The 18,277-nt window shown below is 32.7% G+C and carries 17 protein-coding genes; all 17 read right to left on the bottom strand.

Annotated elements, in window-relative coordinates:
• Positions 1-19: 19 nt before the first annotated feature.
• Positions 20-2,095, bottom strand: a complete 2,076-nt coding sequence (locus FEZ33_RS00455) for a VirD4-like conjugal transfer protein, CD1115 family (protein WP_171031215.1) — start codon at positions 2,093-2,095, stop codon at positions 20-22.
• 4 nt (positions 2,096-2,099) lie between these two features.
• On the bottom strand, positions 2,100-2,438 hold the full coding sequence (locus tag FEZ33_RS00450) for a hypothetical protein (RefSeq protein WP_138403413.1): 339 nt from the start codon (positions 2,436-2,438) through the stop codon (positions 2,100-2,102).
• Between the two features lie 41 nt (positions 2,439-2,479).
• A complete protein-coding gene (locus FEZ33_RS00445; RefSeq protein ID WP_138403412.1) occupies positions 2,480-3,499 on the bottom strand; it encodes an ArdC-like ssDNA-binding domain-containing protein in 1,020 nt (339 codons plus the stop codon).
• On the bottom strand, positions 3,489-3,737 hold the full coding sequence (locus FEZ33_RS00440) for a hypothetical protein (RefSeq protein ID WP_138403411.1): 249 nt from the start codon (positions 3,735-3,737) through the stop codon (positions 3,489-3,491). The genes FEZ33_RS00445 and FEZ33_RS00440 overlap by 11 nt, the downstream gene beginning before the upstream one ends.
• Positions 3,738-3,798: 61 nt before the next feature.
• Positions 3,799-5,535, bottom strand: coding sequence for a hypothetical protein (locus tag FEZ33_RS12545; RefSeq protein ID WP_212746644.1), 1,737 nt, complete (start codon positions 5,533-5,535; stop codon positions 3,799-3,801).
• A gap of 62 nt (positions 5,536-5,597) precedes the next feature.
• Positions 5,598-6,773: a hypothetical protein gene (locus tag FEZ33_RS00430; protein WP_138403410.1), complete on the bottom strand. Its 1,176-nt coding sequence runs from the start codon at positions 6,771-6,773 to the stop codon at positions 5,598-5,600.
• A gap of 14 nt (positions 6,774-6,787) precedes the next feature.
• Positions 6,788-7,069, bottom strand: a complete 282-nt coding sequence (locus FEZ33_RS00425) for a hypothetical protein (protein ID WP_138403409.1) — start codon at positions 7,067-7,069, stop codon at positions 6,788-6,790.
• Between the two features lie 10 nt (positions 7,070-7,079).
• Positions 7,080-7,256, bottom strand: a complete 177-nt coding sequence (locus FEZ33_RS12345; protein WP_171031214.1) for a hypothetical protein — start codon at positions 7,254-7,256, stop codon at positions 7,080-7,082.
• A gap of 61 nt (positions 7,257-7,317) precedes the next feature.
• Positions 7,318-12,324 carry a VaFE repeat-containing surface-anchored protein gene (locus FEZ33_RS00420; protein WP_138403408.1) on the bottom strand — a complete coding sequence of 1,669 codons (5,007 nt, stop codon included), beginning with the start codon at positions 12,322-12,324 and terminating at the stop codon, positions 7,318-7,320.
• Between the two features lie 144 nt (positions 12,325-12,468).
• Entirely contained in the window at positions 12,469-13,053 is a 585-nt protein-coding gene (locus FEZ33_RS12540) for a hypothetical protein (RefSeq protein WP_212746643.1), read from the bottom strand.
• A 24-nt stretch (positions 13,054-13,077) separates the two neighbouring features.
• Positions 13,078-13,260 carry a hypothetical protein gene (locus FEZ33_RS00410; RefSeq protein WP_138403407.1) on the bottom strand — a complete coding sequence of 61 codons (183 nt, stop codon included), beginning with the start codon at positions 13,258-13,260 and terminating at the stop codon, positions 13,078-13,080.
• 37 nt (positions 13,261-13,297) lie between these two features.
• Positions 13,298-14,239, bottom strand: a complete 942-nt coding sequence (locus FEZ33_RS00405; protein ID WP_138403406.1) for a hypothetical protein — start codon at positions 14,237-14,239, stop codon at positions 13,298-13,300.
• A gap of 242 nt (positions 14,240-14,481) precedes the next feature.
• Entirely contained in the window at positions 14,482-15,234 is a 753-nt protein-coding gene (locus tag FEZ33_RS00400) for a DUF2786 domain-containing protein (RefSeq protein WP_138403405.1), read from the bottom strand.
• Positions 15,235-15,451: 217 nt separating this feature from the next.
• On the bottom strand, positions 15,452-15,772 hold the full coding sequence (locus FEZ33_RS00395) for a hypothetical protein (RefSeq protein WP_138403404.1): 321 nt from the start codon (positions 15,770-15,772) through the stop codon (positions 15,452-15,454).
• Between the two features lie 78 nt (positions 15,773-15,850).
• Positions 15,851-15,988: a hypothetical protein gene (locus FEZ33_RS12340; RefSeq protein WP_171031213.1), complete on the bottom strand. Its 138-nt coding sequence runs from the start codon at positions 15,986-15,988 to the stop codon at positions 15,851-15,853.
• Positions 15,989-16,058: 70 nt separating this feature from the next.
• On the bottom strand, positions 16,059-16,928 hold the full coding sequence (locus FEZ33_RS00390; RefSeq protein WP_138403403.1) for a ParB/RepB/Spo0J family partition protein: 870 nt from the start codon (positions 16,926-16,928) through the stop codon (positions 16,059-16,061).
• A complete protein-coding gene (locus FEZ33_RS00385) occupies positions 16,928-17,749 on the bottom strand; it encodes a ParA family protein (protein WP_138403402.1) in 822 nt (273 codons plus the stop codon). Before FEZ33_RS00385 ends, FEZ33_RS00390 begins: the two co-directional genes overlap by 1 nt.
• Positions 17,750-18,277 lie beyond the last annotated feature (528 nt).

Genomic DNA, 18,277 nt, shown 5'->3' with positions numbered 1-18,277 from the left:
AACTGTAATTCTGCTTCGATTAGATAACACCAGTCCTTTCCAATTCGTGGCTATGATTTTCTATAAACGCTTCGAACTCTTTTGCGTTAGTTAGTTGATTGATTTCCGAAACTAGACTAGGGATTGATTCAATTACTTGTTTTTTAATGATTTGAAATTCTTCTGTCTCATTAAAGGCTGGTTTTGTTAGTTGTTCGTGGTATTGACTTGCTTTAAGTGGCAAAGGTTTTGATCGAGCAGTCGAATTTGATTGTGCGGTATGAGGTGAAAAATCCGTCAGAAAAGCTCTAAAATCTGCTTTCATTTTACTATCTAACTCATTATTTTGAATACCTAATGTTTCGAAATTTGTTTTATAAAAGACACTTTCTAAATAATCGTAAGCTAGTTTAAATCGATTTTCTCCTAAATTACGAATAGGATTCGGAATGACATCTTCGCCATGTTCCCCTTTTCTTTTCGAACGAATAACAACATTTTCACCTTCTAATATTTTTTTCAATTCAGTAGGATTTATTAAGTAACGGTCAATGACTGATTCTGAAATAGATTGATTAAGACTGTATCTTTTTCCCGATCTGCTTTTTTCAATTACTTCATACTTTCCAATCATATCAGCAATTTTTCTATTCGTTTCTTCGCTAGTTGACGACAAATAATGAATTGTCATGACTTGGGATTCTACAAAACTACCTACTTCTGGCTCATAGTTCATTTTAAATTGTAAAAAATCTTGGACATAAAAATAAAATAACATACCTCGTCCTGCACCAACCGAAATCATAGATTCTAATGATTTTATTTTTGGCAAGTTACCAAATTCATCCAGAAGAAAAAAGATTCTTTTAGGAAGTCGATCGTTACTTTGGCTTGCAGCAATTGATAAATGATAATAGACTTGTTCGATCCATGTTGAAAAGATGATGTTGTTTGCATTTGTATAGTCAGGCATTGTCAAGAATATCGCTTGTGGTATTTCTTCCTGCGCTAGCATTTCAAATGGCAGTGTATTGCCTGACAATAAGATTTCTATTTCTGGTGATATAAACATATTTAATTTAGAAATGGCAACCGCAACGATTGAACTTCTCATTGTTTTTTCGGAAGCATTTACGGTAGTGAATTGCATTCTTGCGGGATTGTCCATATCTAAATTATTAAAATATATATCCATTAATTGTTGTTCTTTATTTGCTGGTTTAGTTAATTTTTCTAAAAATCGTAAGACATTAGGCAATGTTACATAATCAGGATTTCGGGATTCGCTATCAATCTGTTCTCCTACTGATTCATAACATAATGCTAATATCAATCCGTTGACTAATGACATGGCAGCTTCTTCCCATAATGGATCTTTACTTTTAGGATTGTGATATAAACTATGTGTGAAACTTTTTGTCAGCTCAACGGCTTTACCAATTTCTCTTGCCTGATAATTTTGGACAATTAACTGTAAAGGGTTGTACTGAATGCCCATTTTTGGGTCGATTAAATTAAAAACATGCACTTGATACCCTCTGGCTTCCAGTTCTAATTTTGTCATTTCAACTAATTCATACTTAGCAGATGAAATGATCAGATGTGGTTTTTCTTCACTTCTTGATAATAAATCAATATCTGGCAAAGTTTTTGTTTGAGATTTTCCCCCTCGAGTTCTAGCGACAATTAAGCCGTGAGAATCGGATGTATCAATGTATGCCTTCTTATCTTCACGATGGATTAAAACGCCACCCATCCCTTCATAATCTGTTGATTTTAAACTAAGGTTTTTCTTTGGTATATAATCTACTTCTTTGTACGAGATTTGTATTTCCTCGCTCGAAGCCCAGCTGGAGCTTGCTTTATTGCCTTGTCTTAAATCACCAAATTGAACGTTATAAAATTCAGTTAATCTAACGGCAATTAAACTAAAAATAAAACTAAACAAGAAATAAAAGACAATATATTTAACAGAAGGTTTTATTAGCCATACCCACTGATTACTCTGACCACCTGACAAAATCTCTGAAATATTAGCTAAGAAGTTACCTAAATAATTTGAAGCAAAATACGACATAATAAGCACAATGATTACAATTTTTTTCTTATCCGTCACCATTTCACCTCTTTATTTGCCGGTATTTCATCGGTTGAAATTCTTTTTTATACCATAATTTAAAATCATTCTCTGTCGAAATATCTGGATCTGGGGGAGTCATACCATAAAATTTCCACCCTAACCGCCATTGTAATTGTGCTATTTTATAGTGGGATGCATTTTCACTATCTTTAAATTTTTCTTCATGGTAAATTTCACAGTCACCTATGGAGTCAATTGGAATTATATCCGCTTGATACAAAAGCATTTTTGCTATAAAGATGTTATCAGCGAAAACTATGTATCTTTGAAAATTATGTTCGCTTTCTATAAACACCTTTCCAACATATGGTTTTTTCATTAAGTTGCCCCCTTTCAACTTCTTGCCACGCTGGCAAGAAGTTATCTTTCGGGTTGATATTGTGCTGTTTTTGAATCCTTTTCATTTTTAAAATCACTTAACTTTTCTGAATTCCTTTTTTCTGTATCTATTTCTTTATTTTTTTTTAGACTAATTAGGTAGTCGTCGATCCCTTGCGTAATATCAACTGCGGTTTCGATGGTGTCTTTCATTAAGTCATATTGTTTTTCTTCAGTTAATTTTGAACCATAATCTTTAATATATGATAAACTTCCTTCTGTTGCCTCAATACCATAGAATTGAAGAACAACCGAAGCAGTTGTTTCAGCTTGGACTTCTTTCTCTTCTGTTGTAAGCGTTGTTTTTTTCTGATGTAATTGGCTATGTGCTAACTCATGTATTAATGTTGAAAAGTAATTTTGACTATCTAATTGATTACTCATCGTTATACTGTGCGTGCTTGGGCTGTAAAAACCATTAGCAATTCCTTCAACTTTTTCATCAGTCACTTTAACCGTCTTATTTTTTGCATATTCTTTAGCACCGTCAATATATTTTTGATAAGTGCGGTCAGTGTCTGAAATAACTAAACGTTTAATAATTGTTGGATAGTCTTTTATCGGTACGTTTGTTTGACTAATATCAAACACATGTCCTATTTTTGATCCAGCGTATTCATTTTTCAACGGAATCTTTTTATCTTTAATCATCTTTTTTTCATGTTTAGTCGCTTCGTAAATTGAATACCAATTTTTATTGGATCGTTGGAATACTTGTTTGGTCACAGGCTGGAATATTTTCAATCCTTTTTCGCCTTTATTAACGCTATAACCCTTCTTTTTCCAATCGGTATAGCTTGCAACAAATCCAGAAGCTGGCATTTGTGATTGAATTAATTGTCGATTATTAAAGCTATAATGATAAAACTTTCTGCTGAAAGTTACGAAGTCCACGATGTTTTCTGGCTTTTCATAATATTGCTTGACCTTATCTCTTATCATTTCAGTGATCTGTTTCAATTCTTCTTTTTTCTCATCTAATGATTTTTTATTATAAGTCATTTGAAAGCACCTCAATTAATTCATATTTAATTGAAATATTCGAATCGTCAGCTTCTTCATCAAAGTAGATTGTTTTGGTTTGAGTATCTATGTGTGCGATTCTTTCGTAATTAACAATGTTGTTTAGTATGTTATTTGCGAAATCTATTCCGCTTATTTTGACGATTAAAACTTCTGTTGACATCGATATCTTAAGTTTATTTTGTTTGTCATACTCAATATACCCAGGTAATTTCATGATGATCTCCTTTCAAAAAATACCACCTTGCATTGAGCAAAGTGGTATAAATGATAATCTATTAGTTTGTTGAGTCGATAAGAAGTTGATTTGTTTGTACGTCATAGATGGTAGTCTCTTCCGATTCATTAAATGATTTTTCGTATACATTGTATTCTCCATCTGTTCCAACATATTCAAAGTCATTTTCAATGAATCCATTATGAATCTCTTGATCTACCAAACTAGCTACATATTCTGTTTCTTCTGTAGCTCCTAATTCAGTTGAATCATCTGATTCTACAGGCACTTCTGGTTCAGATAGATCTTCTGATTCTACAGGTACTTCTGGTTCAGATGAATCTTCTGAATCTACAGGTACTTCTGGTTCAGTTGTATCTTCTGATTCTACAGGTACTTCTGGTTCAGTTGTATCTTCTGATTCTACAGGTACTTCTGGTTCGGTTGTATCTTCTGATTCTACAGGTACTTCTGGTTCAGTTGTATCTTCTGATTTAAAGGCAAATGATAACAGATAATAAGCGTTGCCATCTTTTCCTACCGCTGTATGGACTTCATAACTTTCAATATCAGAATCCCCATCTTTAATTTCTTGTGCTTTTGCGATAGCTTCGTCTAAAGAAGTAAAACCATGTTCTGGCATATTAGGATTATAAACAACTGTTTCATCGGGATTTAAATGCAAAGAAGCCAAAACAACAAATTTAGTTTCACCGTCAACATCCACAATTTCAACTACTTCATAACTATGCACTTGTTCGTTAGAAGCTTTATAGTTTGAAGCGTACTTCTCTGCTGATTCTAAGGTTGTGAATTTATAATCGTAATCATAAAAATAATTGATTCCGTAATAAGGCGTTCCATCAGACAATGCACCAGCTGTGTAGACTTGATAGTTAGTTGAAGCCGCTGGGAAGTTTGACGCTCCCCATTCCAATGCTGTTTCCATACTGTCGAAATACCCTTCTGGAATAGGCTCTAGTTCAGGTTCTGGTTCTGGTTCAGGCTCTGGTTCAGGCTCTGGTGTTGGTTCTGGTGTTGGCTCTGGTGTTGGCTCTGGTGTTGGCTCTGGTGTTGGCTCTGGTGTTGGCTCTGGTGTTGGCTCTGGTGTTGGCTCTGGTGTTGGCTCTGGTTCAGGCTCTGGTTCAGGCTCTGGTCTTTCTGGTTTTTCTGGCTTAGGTTCTTCTGGATGAATGCTTGAAATATCCTCTAATGTTTCATCGTCTGTTTCTTCATCAAGGATACTTGCGATTGCACTTAAATTTTGATCCCTTTCTCTATCATCAGCTACTTTGTCAGCTACTTCAAACACGAGTGCAAATTCTCCTAAATCCCTAGTTGTAAATTTTACAATTTCATTATTGTTACTAAACTCTAGTGTTTTGTATGTTTTATCATTAGTTAGGAATAAAACTTTATCTAATTTGCTATAATCAGTTTCTGAATCAATTGTTACCTCTGCATTTGCATTTGTGATAAGATTGCCGTTTTCGTCTGTAATTCTAATAATTAACAAATCAAAAACGCTCTCTTGAATAGGTTTAGGTACGCCCTTCAATTTCTTTTCGATCTCTTCACGATCAGTAATAATCTCTATCTCTACTTTTTCGATATTCTCTGTTTCTGCTTCTGGAATTTTAACGATAACTCCATATTGTGTATTTTCATAAACTGTAAAAGCATCCATTGATGTTACAATTGAAGAGGTTTCATTTGCTAAAACCATCATTGTTTCCGTTGGTACAAGACACATTCCTACAAGACCTAGTGTAACAACTTTCCGTAATGTATTTTTCATAGTTTTATTTTCCCTTTCTTTTTGTAAAATGTAACTTCTTGCCACGGTGGCAAGAAGTTTGGCTAGAACAAATAGAAAAAATTATTCATTTCATTTTGAATGGATTCTTTTTCTTTATTCAACAACTCTATTTCTTCTTCGTTCAGATTTTCTTGCAACAATTGTTCTTCTAGTACAATTAATTGTTGAGATGATTCATCAAACAATTTAAAATACTCTTCAACTAGAGGATTTTGTAAAGCAACTTGATCTGCTTTTGCTTCATCCAGTCTGCCTTCTTTGATACTATTTATTAAATTCCTATTTTTTGCTGTTTGAATTTGCTCGGTAAGTTTCGTTACTTGTAACGTTTCGTTCAGTTCTTCCGCTTCGGAAAGTTGATTCAAATTGATGTAAGCAACGGTTAATTGGGTCAATCGTTCATCACTATCAGCTTCACTTTTTAACTCAACAACTTTAACAAAATCCTTTTTTAAGTAAGCTAAATCAAAATGACCTTTTAGGTAATCTGGTTTTTCAGCTAAAAATGTTTCTAAATATGGAATACCCTCAATCCCTAAATAAAAAATCTCTCTTTCAATGTAAGGGTATTCTTGCGGATAATCCTTCAACGCTTCTTCAAACCGTTTCTCAGTTAATAATTGATTTAGGTATGTTAAATCATAGTGACTTTCTTCACTCAAACTATTCCCCTCGAAATTTTGACTAATTGATTCTTCATTTTCAATTGCAATTGATTTATCTGTACTGCTTTTTAGTGCAAGGTAGCCAATAACCAATACCGCAACAAACGACAATGCTATTACCGTTATTTTTACGTTTTTTGTTAATTTACCAGAAAATCTATAACTCTTTTTTGGTTTCTTTTCTGTTTCAATTTCTGGCAAAAGTGTCGCATTATATTGTTCTGTATATATATTTTGAAGACTATTGATAAATACATCAATTTCAATTTTCCTGTTTTCAAAATCATTATCATCTTTATGTAATTGCAAGAGTCTCTTTTCTAAATATATTAAATAATCAACTCCTTCTCCCTTCCCTAATGAAATTGTGTCACTACTAATCTGTTGGTTTTCATCCCAAATTAGAACTGTTAAATCAGCTGATTTATCTTCGTCTTTGAAATTATTATCTAAAACACTAATAAGCTCAACTGCTTCATAAACTGAATACTTTTTCGAACGATCTATTTTTTTTATCAATTCCGAGTTGTTAGTTTTGAGTTTAAAGAACACTAATCCTCACCTTCCTATCCCCAGCCACCAGCTTGACTAGTTATATAGCCAACAATGCTTGCTGCGGTTATAACAATAATGTAACCGAATATGACTCGTATAAACCACTTTTTAATTTTAGAAGTATCCTCTTGACCTGCCACCATAAACCAAACACCCAAAGCTGCAAACATCATGACAGCCACACCAGAAGCGATCGCAACGAATGTAGATGTTGCACTTGAAGTAAATCCGTCAATGATACTATTGATACTCCCTTGTCCAACAATAGGAACAAAATTTGATAAATTATCCATATTTAAATCATCACTCCTTATTATTTGGCTCTTGAACCAATAATCCAAAATTCTCAGAAACTAGTTGTAAGTGCAATTGATACCAGTATTCTTCTGGATTAACACCTTTTAATTCTAGAATCGTATTTGCGTTCTTTTCCATTTGTTTCATGTCATTTTTTGTAACGGAAATTATCAAGTCTGCCATTATAGCCTCCTATAAATCAACTTCTTGCCAGCATGGCAAGAAGTTAACGTAATATTTATATTTACTTATTTTTTTCTTTTCGTTCATAACTAATTAACACCAGACCTACAGATAATATAAGAATCGTAATTAAGTAGAAAGTGTTTGAACTTGCTTCACCCGTATTCGGTAATCGTGGACCACTAGGTGTGATTGGTGGTGAAGCGATAGTTACAGTTTGTCTTTCATTGTCGATGTCTTGATGTTCTACAATAATATCGCCTTTTTCACTTATTAATTCTTGGAAAACAACTAACGATGTATCCCAGAATATTTCTCCATTTGGCAGATTGAAAGACATAATCACCTCACCATCTTTCGTTTCTGGAACTAACTCTAAAGATACAATTAATTGTTCTCCGTCCACGAAAATTGGTTCTCCTGTTGCCTTATTAACTAACCAACCGTTAATTGTGTACTTTTTGCCCGGTATCAAATCAAAGTATTTAATTAAATCTTCAATAGTGAACGCTCCACTACCAATAATAATTTTTTCACCATTGATTGTTGCATCAGTTTCAATTCGGGGATTGTTCACGATAACTGTTTGTTTCTCATCTTCAATATCACGATGGAAAGCTAATTCTTGTCCTTCTCTTATTAAATCTTCAAAGACAACAATTTCTCTACCTCGTAGTAAGTGAGCAGGGATATCAAAGAATATTTCTACTGATCCGTTCGCTTGTCTAGCAGTAAACGTAAGTGTTGAACGAATTTCTTTGCCATCCACCAATAACGGTTTATTTGTTGCTTTATCCATCAGAACGCCATCTACCGTATATTTTTTACCGATAATTAAATCTTTGTAAGATACAGTATCAATGATTGTAGCAATTTGATTAGGATCAGTTTCCTTCAATCCATCATCGTATTTAGCTTCTGTTTGTAAAATCGGCTTAGTCACACGAACTGTTTGTCCTTTGTCGTTAATGTCGTTATGAGTTACTATTTCTTGCTCTTCATTGACTAATGATTCAAATACAACCAATTCTTTTCCTTTCAAGTTTGTGGCATTGAAAATGAATTCTAAATTAACAAAACCACTTGCTTGTTCTGCAATAAATTCTAATGTACTTGTAACATTTTTATCGTTAATTAGTAGTTCTAAACCAGATGATTTATCCATTAGAACACCATTAATAACATATTTCTTTCCTACAACTAAATTGTTATATGTAACTTTATCAACTAATGTTACTTCTTTTAATGGATCAACCAATTTACCACCGTCTTTAGAAGTTGCTGTTGTTCCAATTTTTGGATCATTTACAATGATGGTTTGTTTCTTATCTTCAATATCTCGGTGGAAAGCTAATTCTTGTCCTTCTCTTATTAAATCTTCAAAGACAACAATTTCTTTACCTCTTAGTAAGTGAGCAGGTATATCAAAGAATATTTCTACCGATCCGTTCGCTTGTCTAGCAGTAAACGTAAGTGTAGAACGAATTTCTTTGCCATCCACTAATAATGGTTTATTTGTTGCTTTATCCATCAGAACGCCATCTACCGTATATTTTTTTCCAATAATTAAATCTTGGTAAGATACAGTATCAATGATTGTAACTTTTTCTAATGGGTTTGTTTCCTTCAAACCATCTTCATACTTAGCTTCTGTTTGCAATTTAGGTTTAGTAAATCGAACAGTTTGTCCTAAGTCATTAATATCTGCATGGCTTGTTAAAAGAGTGCCCTCACGATATAAATCTTCAAAGACTACGACTTCTTTTCCTTGCAGGGCGCTTGCATTTAATTTAAATAACAGATCTATGAAACCAGCTGATTTTTCTGCTTGGAATTTAACATTAGATGTTACTTCCTTACCATCAACCAATACTTTTTCCCCTGTTGCTTTGTCTCTTAAATGACCCATTACTTCGTACCATTTTCCAACGATTAAATCTTTATATTCCACAACATCTTTAATTACTACTTCTTTTAAAGCGTCTAGCACTTTACCACCATCGTCTTGGTTCGTTGCTGTGGTTTTGATAGTAGGTTTAGTGAACTTAACTGTTTGTCCTAAATCATTAATATCCGCATGACTTGTTAAAAGAGTGCCCTCACGATATAAATCTTCAAAGACTACGACTTCTTTTCCTTGCAGGGCGCTTGCATTTAATTTAAATAACAGATCTATGAAACCAGCTGATTTTTCTGCTTGGAATTTAACATTAGATGTTACTTCCTTACCATCAACCAATACTTTTTCCCCTGTTGCTTTGTCTCTTAAATGACCCATTACTTCGTACCATTTTCCAACGATTAAATCTTTATATTCCACAACATCTTTAATTACTACTTCCTTTAAAGCGTCTAGCACTTTACCACCATCGTCTTGGTTAGTTGCGGTGGTTTTGATAGTAGGTTTAGTAAATTTGACTGTTTGATTTTGATCTTCAATATCAGCGTGACTTGCGACTACTTTTCCATTTCTTACTAAATCTTCAAAAACGACAACTTCTTTGCCTTGCAAAGCGCTTGCGTTAAATGTAAATGATAGATTGATTGATCCTTTAACTTCATCTGCAATAAATGTTACCGTTTGCCTTATTTGTTTACCGTTAATTAACAATGGTTTGTTTGTTGACTTATCCATTAAAACACCATTAACAGTATATTCTTTGCCAATTACTAACTTGTCATATTGCACTTCATCAACGATTGTCACTTTTTCTAGAGCGTCTGTCACTTTTCCGTCACCAGTTGTTGCAGTTGTTCCTATTGTTGGTGGAACATCAGTATTTGTTAATTCTCTAATTACCTGTACGACTGCTTGTGTTTGTGCTCCATACAATAACTCAAAAGCACTTGGTGTTTTATCTAATTGATAGCCATTTGGTGCTTTAACTTCTACTAGTGTGTATTTCCCTAAGGGTAATGCTTTAGATACTGCTTCACCACTTGCGTTAGTTGTAATCGTATCTACTACGTTGCCTGCGTTATCCAAGACATTAAATTCAGCGTTTGCTAATGATTGACCTGTTTCTTCATCTTTCTTAACAACTTTGATTGTTCCTAATTGCTCGTCATTTTCAATTGTTACTAATTGTGAAAATACCTCTTGAGTATGATTGGTTGATACTAAATTAACTAAGAATTCTTGTGTGTTTAAAGTGAATCCATTTGGTGCTTTTAACTCTCTTAAAATATAGCTACCTAAATTTAAATTACCTAGAATCCCTTTACCATCAGCGTCTGTAATGATTGTACCGACTTGTTGTGTTCCTTGAAACACGCCAAATTCAGCGCCAGCCAGCGTATATGAATCGTTAATCATTGTAGAACCATTTTTTCTTGAAACTTTCGCGATTTCAATTAATCCTTTTTGGACTTTATTTATAAATTCTACACTCGCTTTTTTGCCTGCTTCAATTAATACTGATATTGACTCCGTATTTAACACATAGCCAGTTGGTGTTTTGGTTTCTCTTATAGAGTATTCCCCAGCTTCTAAATCCTTAACGGACAAATAACCATTACTATCAGTAGTTTTAGTTGCAACCACATTTCCATTTGAATCAACAATTTGGAATTCAGTATCAGCAAGTGCATGACCATCAGTTGTTATTTTGTTTAGCTCTAATTCCCCACTACTTGCCAATAAATTAAAGTTTAATATCGCTCTTACTGGATCTAGAAAGTTTAATCTACCGAAAGTCTGTTGTCCCGGGCTTCTGTAAATTAATGATACAGCGTCAGGTAACTTTGTTAAATCTGGCATGAAATTATATCTACCATTGACTGCATTTTCACCAGCTGTTACTTTTAGTTGGCTTGAGCTAAGTTTTTCGAATGTAAATCCGTTCCAACTTGTTGGTAGTAGTAATTTATCTAACACATTATATGTGTCATTTAATGTGATTGATTCCCCTTTTTTCAGAGACACATTGCCATTGTTCCATGAAGGAGTAGACTTATGATTTGTGATTTTTGTATCAACTTGATCTTTCCAATTTAAAAAGGCATTGTAATTCTGCGCTAAATATCCTCTGCTAGTGTCTAAGTTGACTCCTAATATTTCCCAGATATACGATTGAGTAAACGCATAGTTTTGATTTGACATCTGTTGATTATATCCAAACTGAACTATTTGCTCGATTTTCAACCTTTTTACAGAATCAATTTCAACTTTTCCAGCAGCATCCGCAGGATACAATGGTGCTAAGTTATCTAATACCACAGTTCCATCTGGAAATTCAGTACCTTCATAATAAGTACCACCCGTCCATGGTGTCATAGGTTCAATACAGAACACAACATCACCATTGATTTCTAGAACATATAAATCATCCCAGTAACTAGTTAATTGTTCTCTGCCATAATATACCGTTCCAATTTTCGTACCAGAAGCATTCGTTAAAATACCATTGCTAGTGGAGGTATTCATAATTTCGGCATATTTGCCATCAGAACTTCTAACAAGTTTTAAATTATCCAATGAAATATTAAATTGCTCTGAATATTTTTCTAAAGTTTCCTTATCTTTTTTGTCTTGTTCGTCCTTAGATTCCTTGATTAATTTTGCTTCTTCGGCGAGCCTAGCTTCTTCAATTAATTTTGCTTCTTCGGCGAGTCTAGCTTCTTCAATTAATCTTGCTTCTTCGGCGAGTCTAGCTTCTTCAATTAATCTTGCTTCTTCGGCGACTCTAGCTTCTTCAATTAATCTTGCTTCTTCGGCGAGTCTAGCTTCCTCAATTAATCTTGCTTCTTCGGCAAGTCTAGCTTCTTCAATTAATCTTGCTTCTTCGGCAAGTCTAGCTTCTTCAATTAATCTTGCTTCTTCGGCGAGTCTAGCTTCTTCAATTAATCTTGCTTCTGAATCAGCTTCGCTATTATCAATTTTTAGTTCTTCTGCTACTTCTAAAATTGGTTCGATTACCTCTAAAGAAATTTCTGGTGCTGTAACAGAGGGTGTTTCTATAGGATCATCAGTTAACGTTGTTGCACCTACTAAATCAGGGCTAAAAAATAGCCCTAAACTCATAACGGTTAGGACTGCAATTGTTTTTATTTTATTATATTTACCCATTTTATATTTCCTTTCGTTTAGTTTATTTTTTTTTTTTTAGATAAACTAAATTTAAGGTGGAATTAATAAGTACAAAATGTCTAATTTCATATTTTCACCTCCAAAATAAAAACGACTTATAAAAAGTCGTTTAGTTAATTAATTTCAATAATAATAATCTACTCCGTAATATGGTGTACCATTTTGTAGATAACCAGCGGTATATGCTTGATAATTGGTTGAGCCTTCTGGAAAGTTATATGCGCCCCATTCCAATGCTTCGTTTAAACTTGCGAAATATCCAGCGGGAGTTGATGTAGGTGCTTCAGGATACAATACTGTTGGTGGAGTCGGCTCTGGTTCAGGAACATACTCTGGTTCAGGCTCTAGTTCAGGAATCGGTTCTGGTTGTGGTTCAGGTTTGTATTCAGGTGTTGTTGTTTCATTATTATTTACAATTGAATTTGATTCTTTTATATTGTTTTCTTTAGCACTTTTTTCATATTCATTTGTGCTTTGTGCAAATGCTTTAGTTTCTTTCTCTGTGTTTAAATCATCTTCAAGCTCTTCTTTTTCAAGTTGATTATTAAAAAATGCGGTTACTTTTGCTTGTTGGAGTTCATTAGTAATATGAATCGCATCTGTTGTTTGAAGCATGATGCTTTCAGCAGAAACCAATTTATTTGTTTGAACTATAATAATAGCACTTAAAAATATTAAACCTATAGTTAACTTTTCGAACTTTTTCATATTAATGCACGTCCTTTTCTTATTTTAATTATGGTCAACTTCCAGAAGTTGAAAGTTGCTGTTGCTGGATTTCAGTAATTTAACGGCCCTTCTACGTGCACTTGTTGAATCAGTTGCCATTACTGTCATTTCGTGAATATCACCATCTAACTTCAACGCGATAATAAATCGTTTTTGTTTATCTTGCTTCGTTATACTTTTCGTCATTATTATACCTACTCTCTAATTCACTTACTAAGTTTAATTATCTATTGAAATAATCGCTAATTATTGGAATCTCCAAATGGTCATAGCGAGTATCTCTTGATTTCCTTTCACGAGTATATCTCATTTTCAAGCCATCTATAAAGTATTTAGGGTAATTTCCAATGCTGCTAATCAATTGTTTTTCTTCACACCACTTTAATTGTTCTTCGATTAATTTTAGATTTTGCAATTCGAGATGGTGTTCTAGTTCTAATAATATTTCTAATCTGTCATGTTTTAAAATTAAATACTCTTTCAATAAATTTTCAATATTATTTAACTCTTCTGTCATTGTTGGTAAGAGAACAAAAGATTTTTTTTCTTCTTCGCTAGTATATATATCTTCTTCTTCATTTTTATCTTTATAGTAAATCTCTTTATTAGTAAATCTACTAAGTTCCCCTTTTGGACTTTCCATTTTGGACTTTCCAAAAGGGGAACTTGAATGAACGTTGGTGTTATAACCTTCTGTGGACTTCCCCTTTTGGGAAGTCCAAAACGAGAAGTCCAACTTTTCCTTATCTTCACAAAAAATATATGGTTTTAAATCTATGACATTAAAATTTACTGTTTTCATTTCTTTGTGATAAGGCACAAAATTTTCTTCAAAGTTTATTAATAATAGTTCTTGGATATCTGATGTTTTGAATTGTTCTACAGAAAAATAATAACGATATTCATAACCTCTTCCGACTCTCTTTCGAAACTGAATGAGATAATTTTCAGTAACTAACTCATCCCAAATTCGATCCACTGCTTTTTTTCCATTTTTAAATCTTGTCCTTAATTCCGTTTTTCTCAATATCCAATTTTCGGGATAACTTGCTAAATTAGCTAATAAACCAATTGCTTCAAGAGTTAGATTTTTTGATTGTAGCAAATCTCTTGGTAAACTTTCATATCCTTTAAATTTACTATACCGTTTAATCGTGTCGCTCATTATTTCATCTCCTTCACCTAAATAAATTGGTAATAATGTTCTTAACAGTTGTAAAAATATTATCTGCTAAATCGAAAATTCTTTGTGGAATTAAATTAGTGACAAATTCAGTAATATTATTATTTACATCTGGCTGATAGATAGAAATTCCCCATCCGACAACGAATAATAAAACCAAGCATGCAACAATAATGCTGATAATCCTCAATATATATTTAAGTATCTTGTATAATAGGTACTGTTTAATTAACATATTCACCACCGCAGTCAGCAAGTGTACTTCGTGTGAACCCCTCTTCGATACCGGCATTAAACGCTGTAGACTCATCTGGATTTGGTAATTTTAATAGTGTTGCTGTACCAAAATCGAGAGAAAACTCTTCATATGCTTTTTCGACTTCTTCTGGAATAAGAACCAAAAGTGGATATTCTTCCTTGATTAGCACGACTTGCTCACTTAGTTTATTATTCAAACCAATTAAGAAACCTCTAATGTAATTTCTCTTGATTCTAGCCGTCCAATATTGGCTTCGCCCTTCTTGAATTTCTTGATAAAATTTTTCAAGGTATTTTTTTGAGTGGTAAACCAATATTTCGCTAGCAAGAGAATAAATTACTTTGGCAAATTCTAAATCAGTTCGTTTACCATAAAAAATTATGCTTGTTTTCTTTTGTCCTGCGCCACTTTTTACGGGTCTTGAATTATAAAAGAATTTAACTCTAAAGTTTTTTGAGATGATTCGAGCAAGTTCTCTTTCAAACCAATATAAACGCTTATAAACTGTCACACTCTCTTCGCCAATCGCTTCTCTTTCGATCATTACTTCGTAATCTTCAATTGCTGAAAAATCTAATTGATGCTTTAACATTAAGCGTTGCGCTAATAAAAAAGCTGATTGACTTTCTTCATCTTGATTATTATCTCTTGATAATGCCAGCAATTCTTTTATTTTACTGATAATTTTATCGTTAGAATCTTTAATGTTATTTGTCATGCCTACCCTCCAATTTTGATTTAATAAAGTTCAACATGATTGAAACTTTTATGAAAAGGAGCTTCTAAGTGAATTGTATCTACTCTGCATTTGATACAATAAAGTGTCTTTTCGTTAAATATTTCTCTTTTTTCGTTATTGTTTCGCTGGATTGTCTTTTTGCATCCACACACTCTGCAAAGTGAATCAGTTGGATATGTATTTAATTTGATTGACTTCATAGATTTAACTTCTTTTCATTTACTTTTTTGTTAGGATCTTGTTCAAAATAAGCTCCTAATGATTCTTTAATGACTGGAAGTAAGTATCCCGAGCCTAATACTAGTAAAGAAAATAAAAAAAATAATGATTTTTCAACGTTCGGCAGTGTGGGGTCAAACACAATGAATAATGAAAAAAGAAGGAATAAAGTTCCAATTATTGTTGAAAACAAAGCGAATAAATTAGCCAAAGGAGTAATAAGAATCAGCATTATGTATGTACCATATAATAAAAATCTTATGATTTTTTTCAGGATGTATAATAGAAACTGTGCCATTGAACCCACTTCCTTTCAAATCACTTCTTGCCATGCTGGCAAGAAGTGAAAAAATTTTTAGTTTTTTCGCAATATTTATCACCAGAAACTTCTGTGTGTTTCATCTCTAAATTCTTCTGCTTCGATAAAGTCTGTTTCATTTTTACAGTTGTAGCAGTACATTGTTTTGATGTGAAATATTTCTCGTCTTCGACTGAAAGTTCTTGGTAATTCCATTTTACTTCCACATTTTTTGCATAAAAAAGTGGAAATGTATGTTTGCTTGCTTTTTAACATATCATCACCACTATTCTATTATAGAATGCTTTAAGTATTTTAATTCATTTAATGTTTCCAGAAACCCTTCAATGATTGTATCGCTCAATAATATGCCCTCGTCAACTAAAGCGTTCTTCACCCTTTCTACATCAGTAATTTTATTTACAGATGATTTTTCTAAAACATTTAAAATATCCTTTTTTGTTATTTCAGTATTCAATTTATCTATTTCATGTAATGCTTTAGCTTGCTTAGTATTGATTTTAGATACTCCGTCGGATATTAATTCTACTAATTTATTTTGATTACTTTCAGTTAATCCAGCGATTAATTCGGCAGTTGGTAAAGATAATTCCCCATCATCAAATCGATCCATTAACTCTGGTACAAGTTTTGTAGTTTTAATATATCTTGCAATTGTTCTACTTGATTCTTTTTCTGTTTTCGAGATTTCATCTAAAGTTTGAAGCTGATTTACCTTACACTTTCCTTGCGTTTTAAGAGCATCATTTCTCATTTTGAATGCTTCTGCTTTTTCTCGATTAGATAGTTCTTGTCTTTGAAGTAAATTTGACTGTACTAAAATCAATTTTGCTTCATTATCTGTGCAATCTTTGATGATTGCTGGAGCTGCATCTTCACCATTTAGTTTCAATGCATTTAAGCGATTGTGGCCTGAAAGCACCTGATATTTTCTCCCTTTGATTTTTCTTACAATTAAAGGATTTAAAAGACCGTTTTGTTTAATATCTTCTGAAAGTTCCACTAGCTTTTCTTTTGTATACATTTTAAATGGTTGATTTGGGTATGGTTCAAGTTGCGACATAGGAAGTAATACAATACTGTTTAGTTCAGTATCAGTTTCGCTTAATCCAAACATTGATTCTAAAGACACCATCACCCTTGCCCCCTTTTAACTGCAATTTCAGTTGCTAAGTTTGAATAATCCATAGCGAGACGACTTTTTTTCATTTCCTCAAGCGGTATTCTTTCTGCATAAGATTTTCTAGCTTCTGTTAATTCTTTGATCTCAATTGATAGTAATAAATTTGGATATATATCTTGAAGCTTTTCCCTTACTTCTTTGCTAATTTTAGTATTATTAACTTTAGTGTAAACAATACCTTCAATTTTTAAATCTCGATTCAATCTTTTTTGAACCATCTTCACATATTCAAATAATTGTTCTAATCCTTCAAATGCGCCATAACTAGCTTCAACTGGAACAATGATACTATCAACTGCTGTTATTACATTGATTAGCAACATATTTAAAGCTGGCATACAATCTATCAAAACATAATCGTATTGGTCTCTGATTTTCAAGTTGGTTAAAATATCTGTCAAAATATACTCTCTTGCATTTGTCATTACAAGTTTTAATTCAATAGCTGATAATGACAAATTTGTTGGGATATAATGTAAGGACTCAGTATATTTTTGTATGAGCGATGAAACATATTCTGTTTCACCTGAAATTTCTTCTGCTATAGCTTCTGAAATTGTGAAGCTGTGTGCTTCTCCTTCTAAATAATTAGTGAGGTTGTGTTGTGGATCAAAGTCAATTAAAAGTACTTTAAACCCTTGTTGACTTAGTGAGTAACCTAAATTCATCGTAGTCGTTGTTTTCCCGACTCCGCCTTTTTGGTTGGTGATAGCAATTACTTTCGCTAACTTCTTGCCAGCGTGGCAAGAAGTTAGATCGTGGTTATTTTTCATATTAATACACGTCCTTTTTATTTTTTGTAACAAAAAAAGACCTACTAACCATTTTCGGTTAGTAGGTCTGTAATATACATATTAATCATATATCAATTAACTATCGTATTATTTAACTCATATATAACTAAAATAAGTCGTTTATAATATATATAACAAGTTTACTATATATTATGTAAACTCAATAATAAAAATTAACTTATCCAATATTTTTGCTATTTAATAGTTCATCCCTCTCTTTCCCATTGTCATAAATATATATGTCGATTCTAAGGTTAATTCAGATTATTATGCTTAGTCTTATGCGTAATAATAATCAGAGCCTTTATTTTACATTAGCTAATGATAGAAAATATCTAAATATTTCTTTGATCCTGAAATTTTCGACCTATACGTCACTACATTTGTTTAGTGTTTTAAATAAGCACAATTCTTGTAGAAACATTTTATATTTCATCGCAAAAATAGTTTATTGAACTTGGATCAACTTTTACATCCGTGATAAGATTTCATAATCGTGTAACCGCC

The sequence above is a fragment of the Ruoffia tabacinasalis genome (assembly GCF_005864045.1).
GTDB lineage: Bacteria > Bacillota > Bacilli > Lactobacillales > Aerococcaceae > Ruoffia > Ruoffia tabacinasalis.
This window is presented reverse-complemented; position numbering and strand designations above follow the sequence as displayed.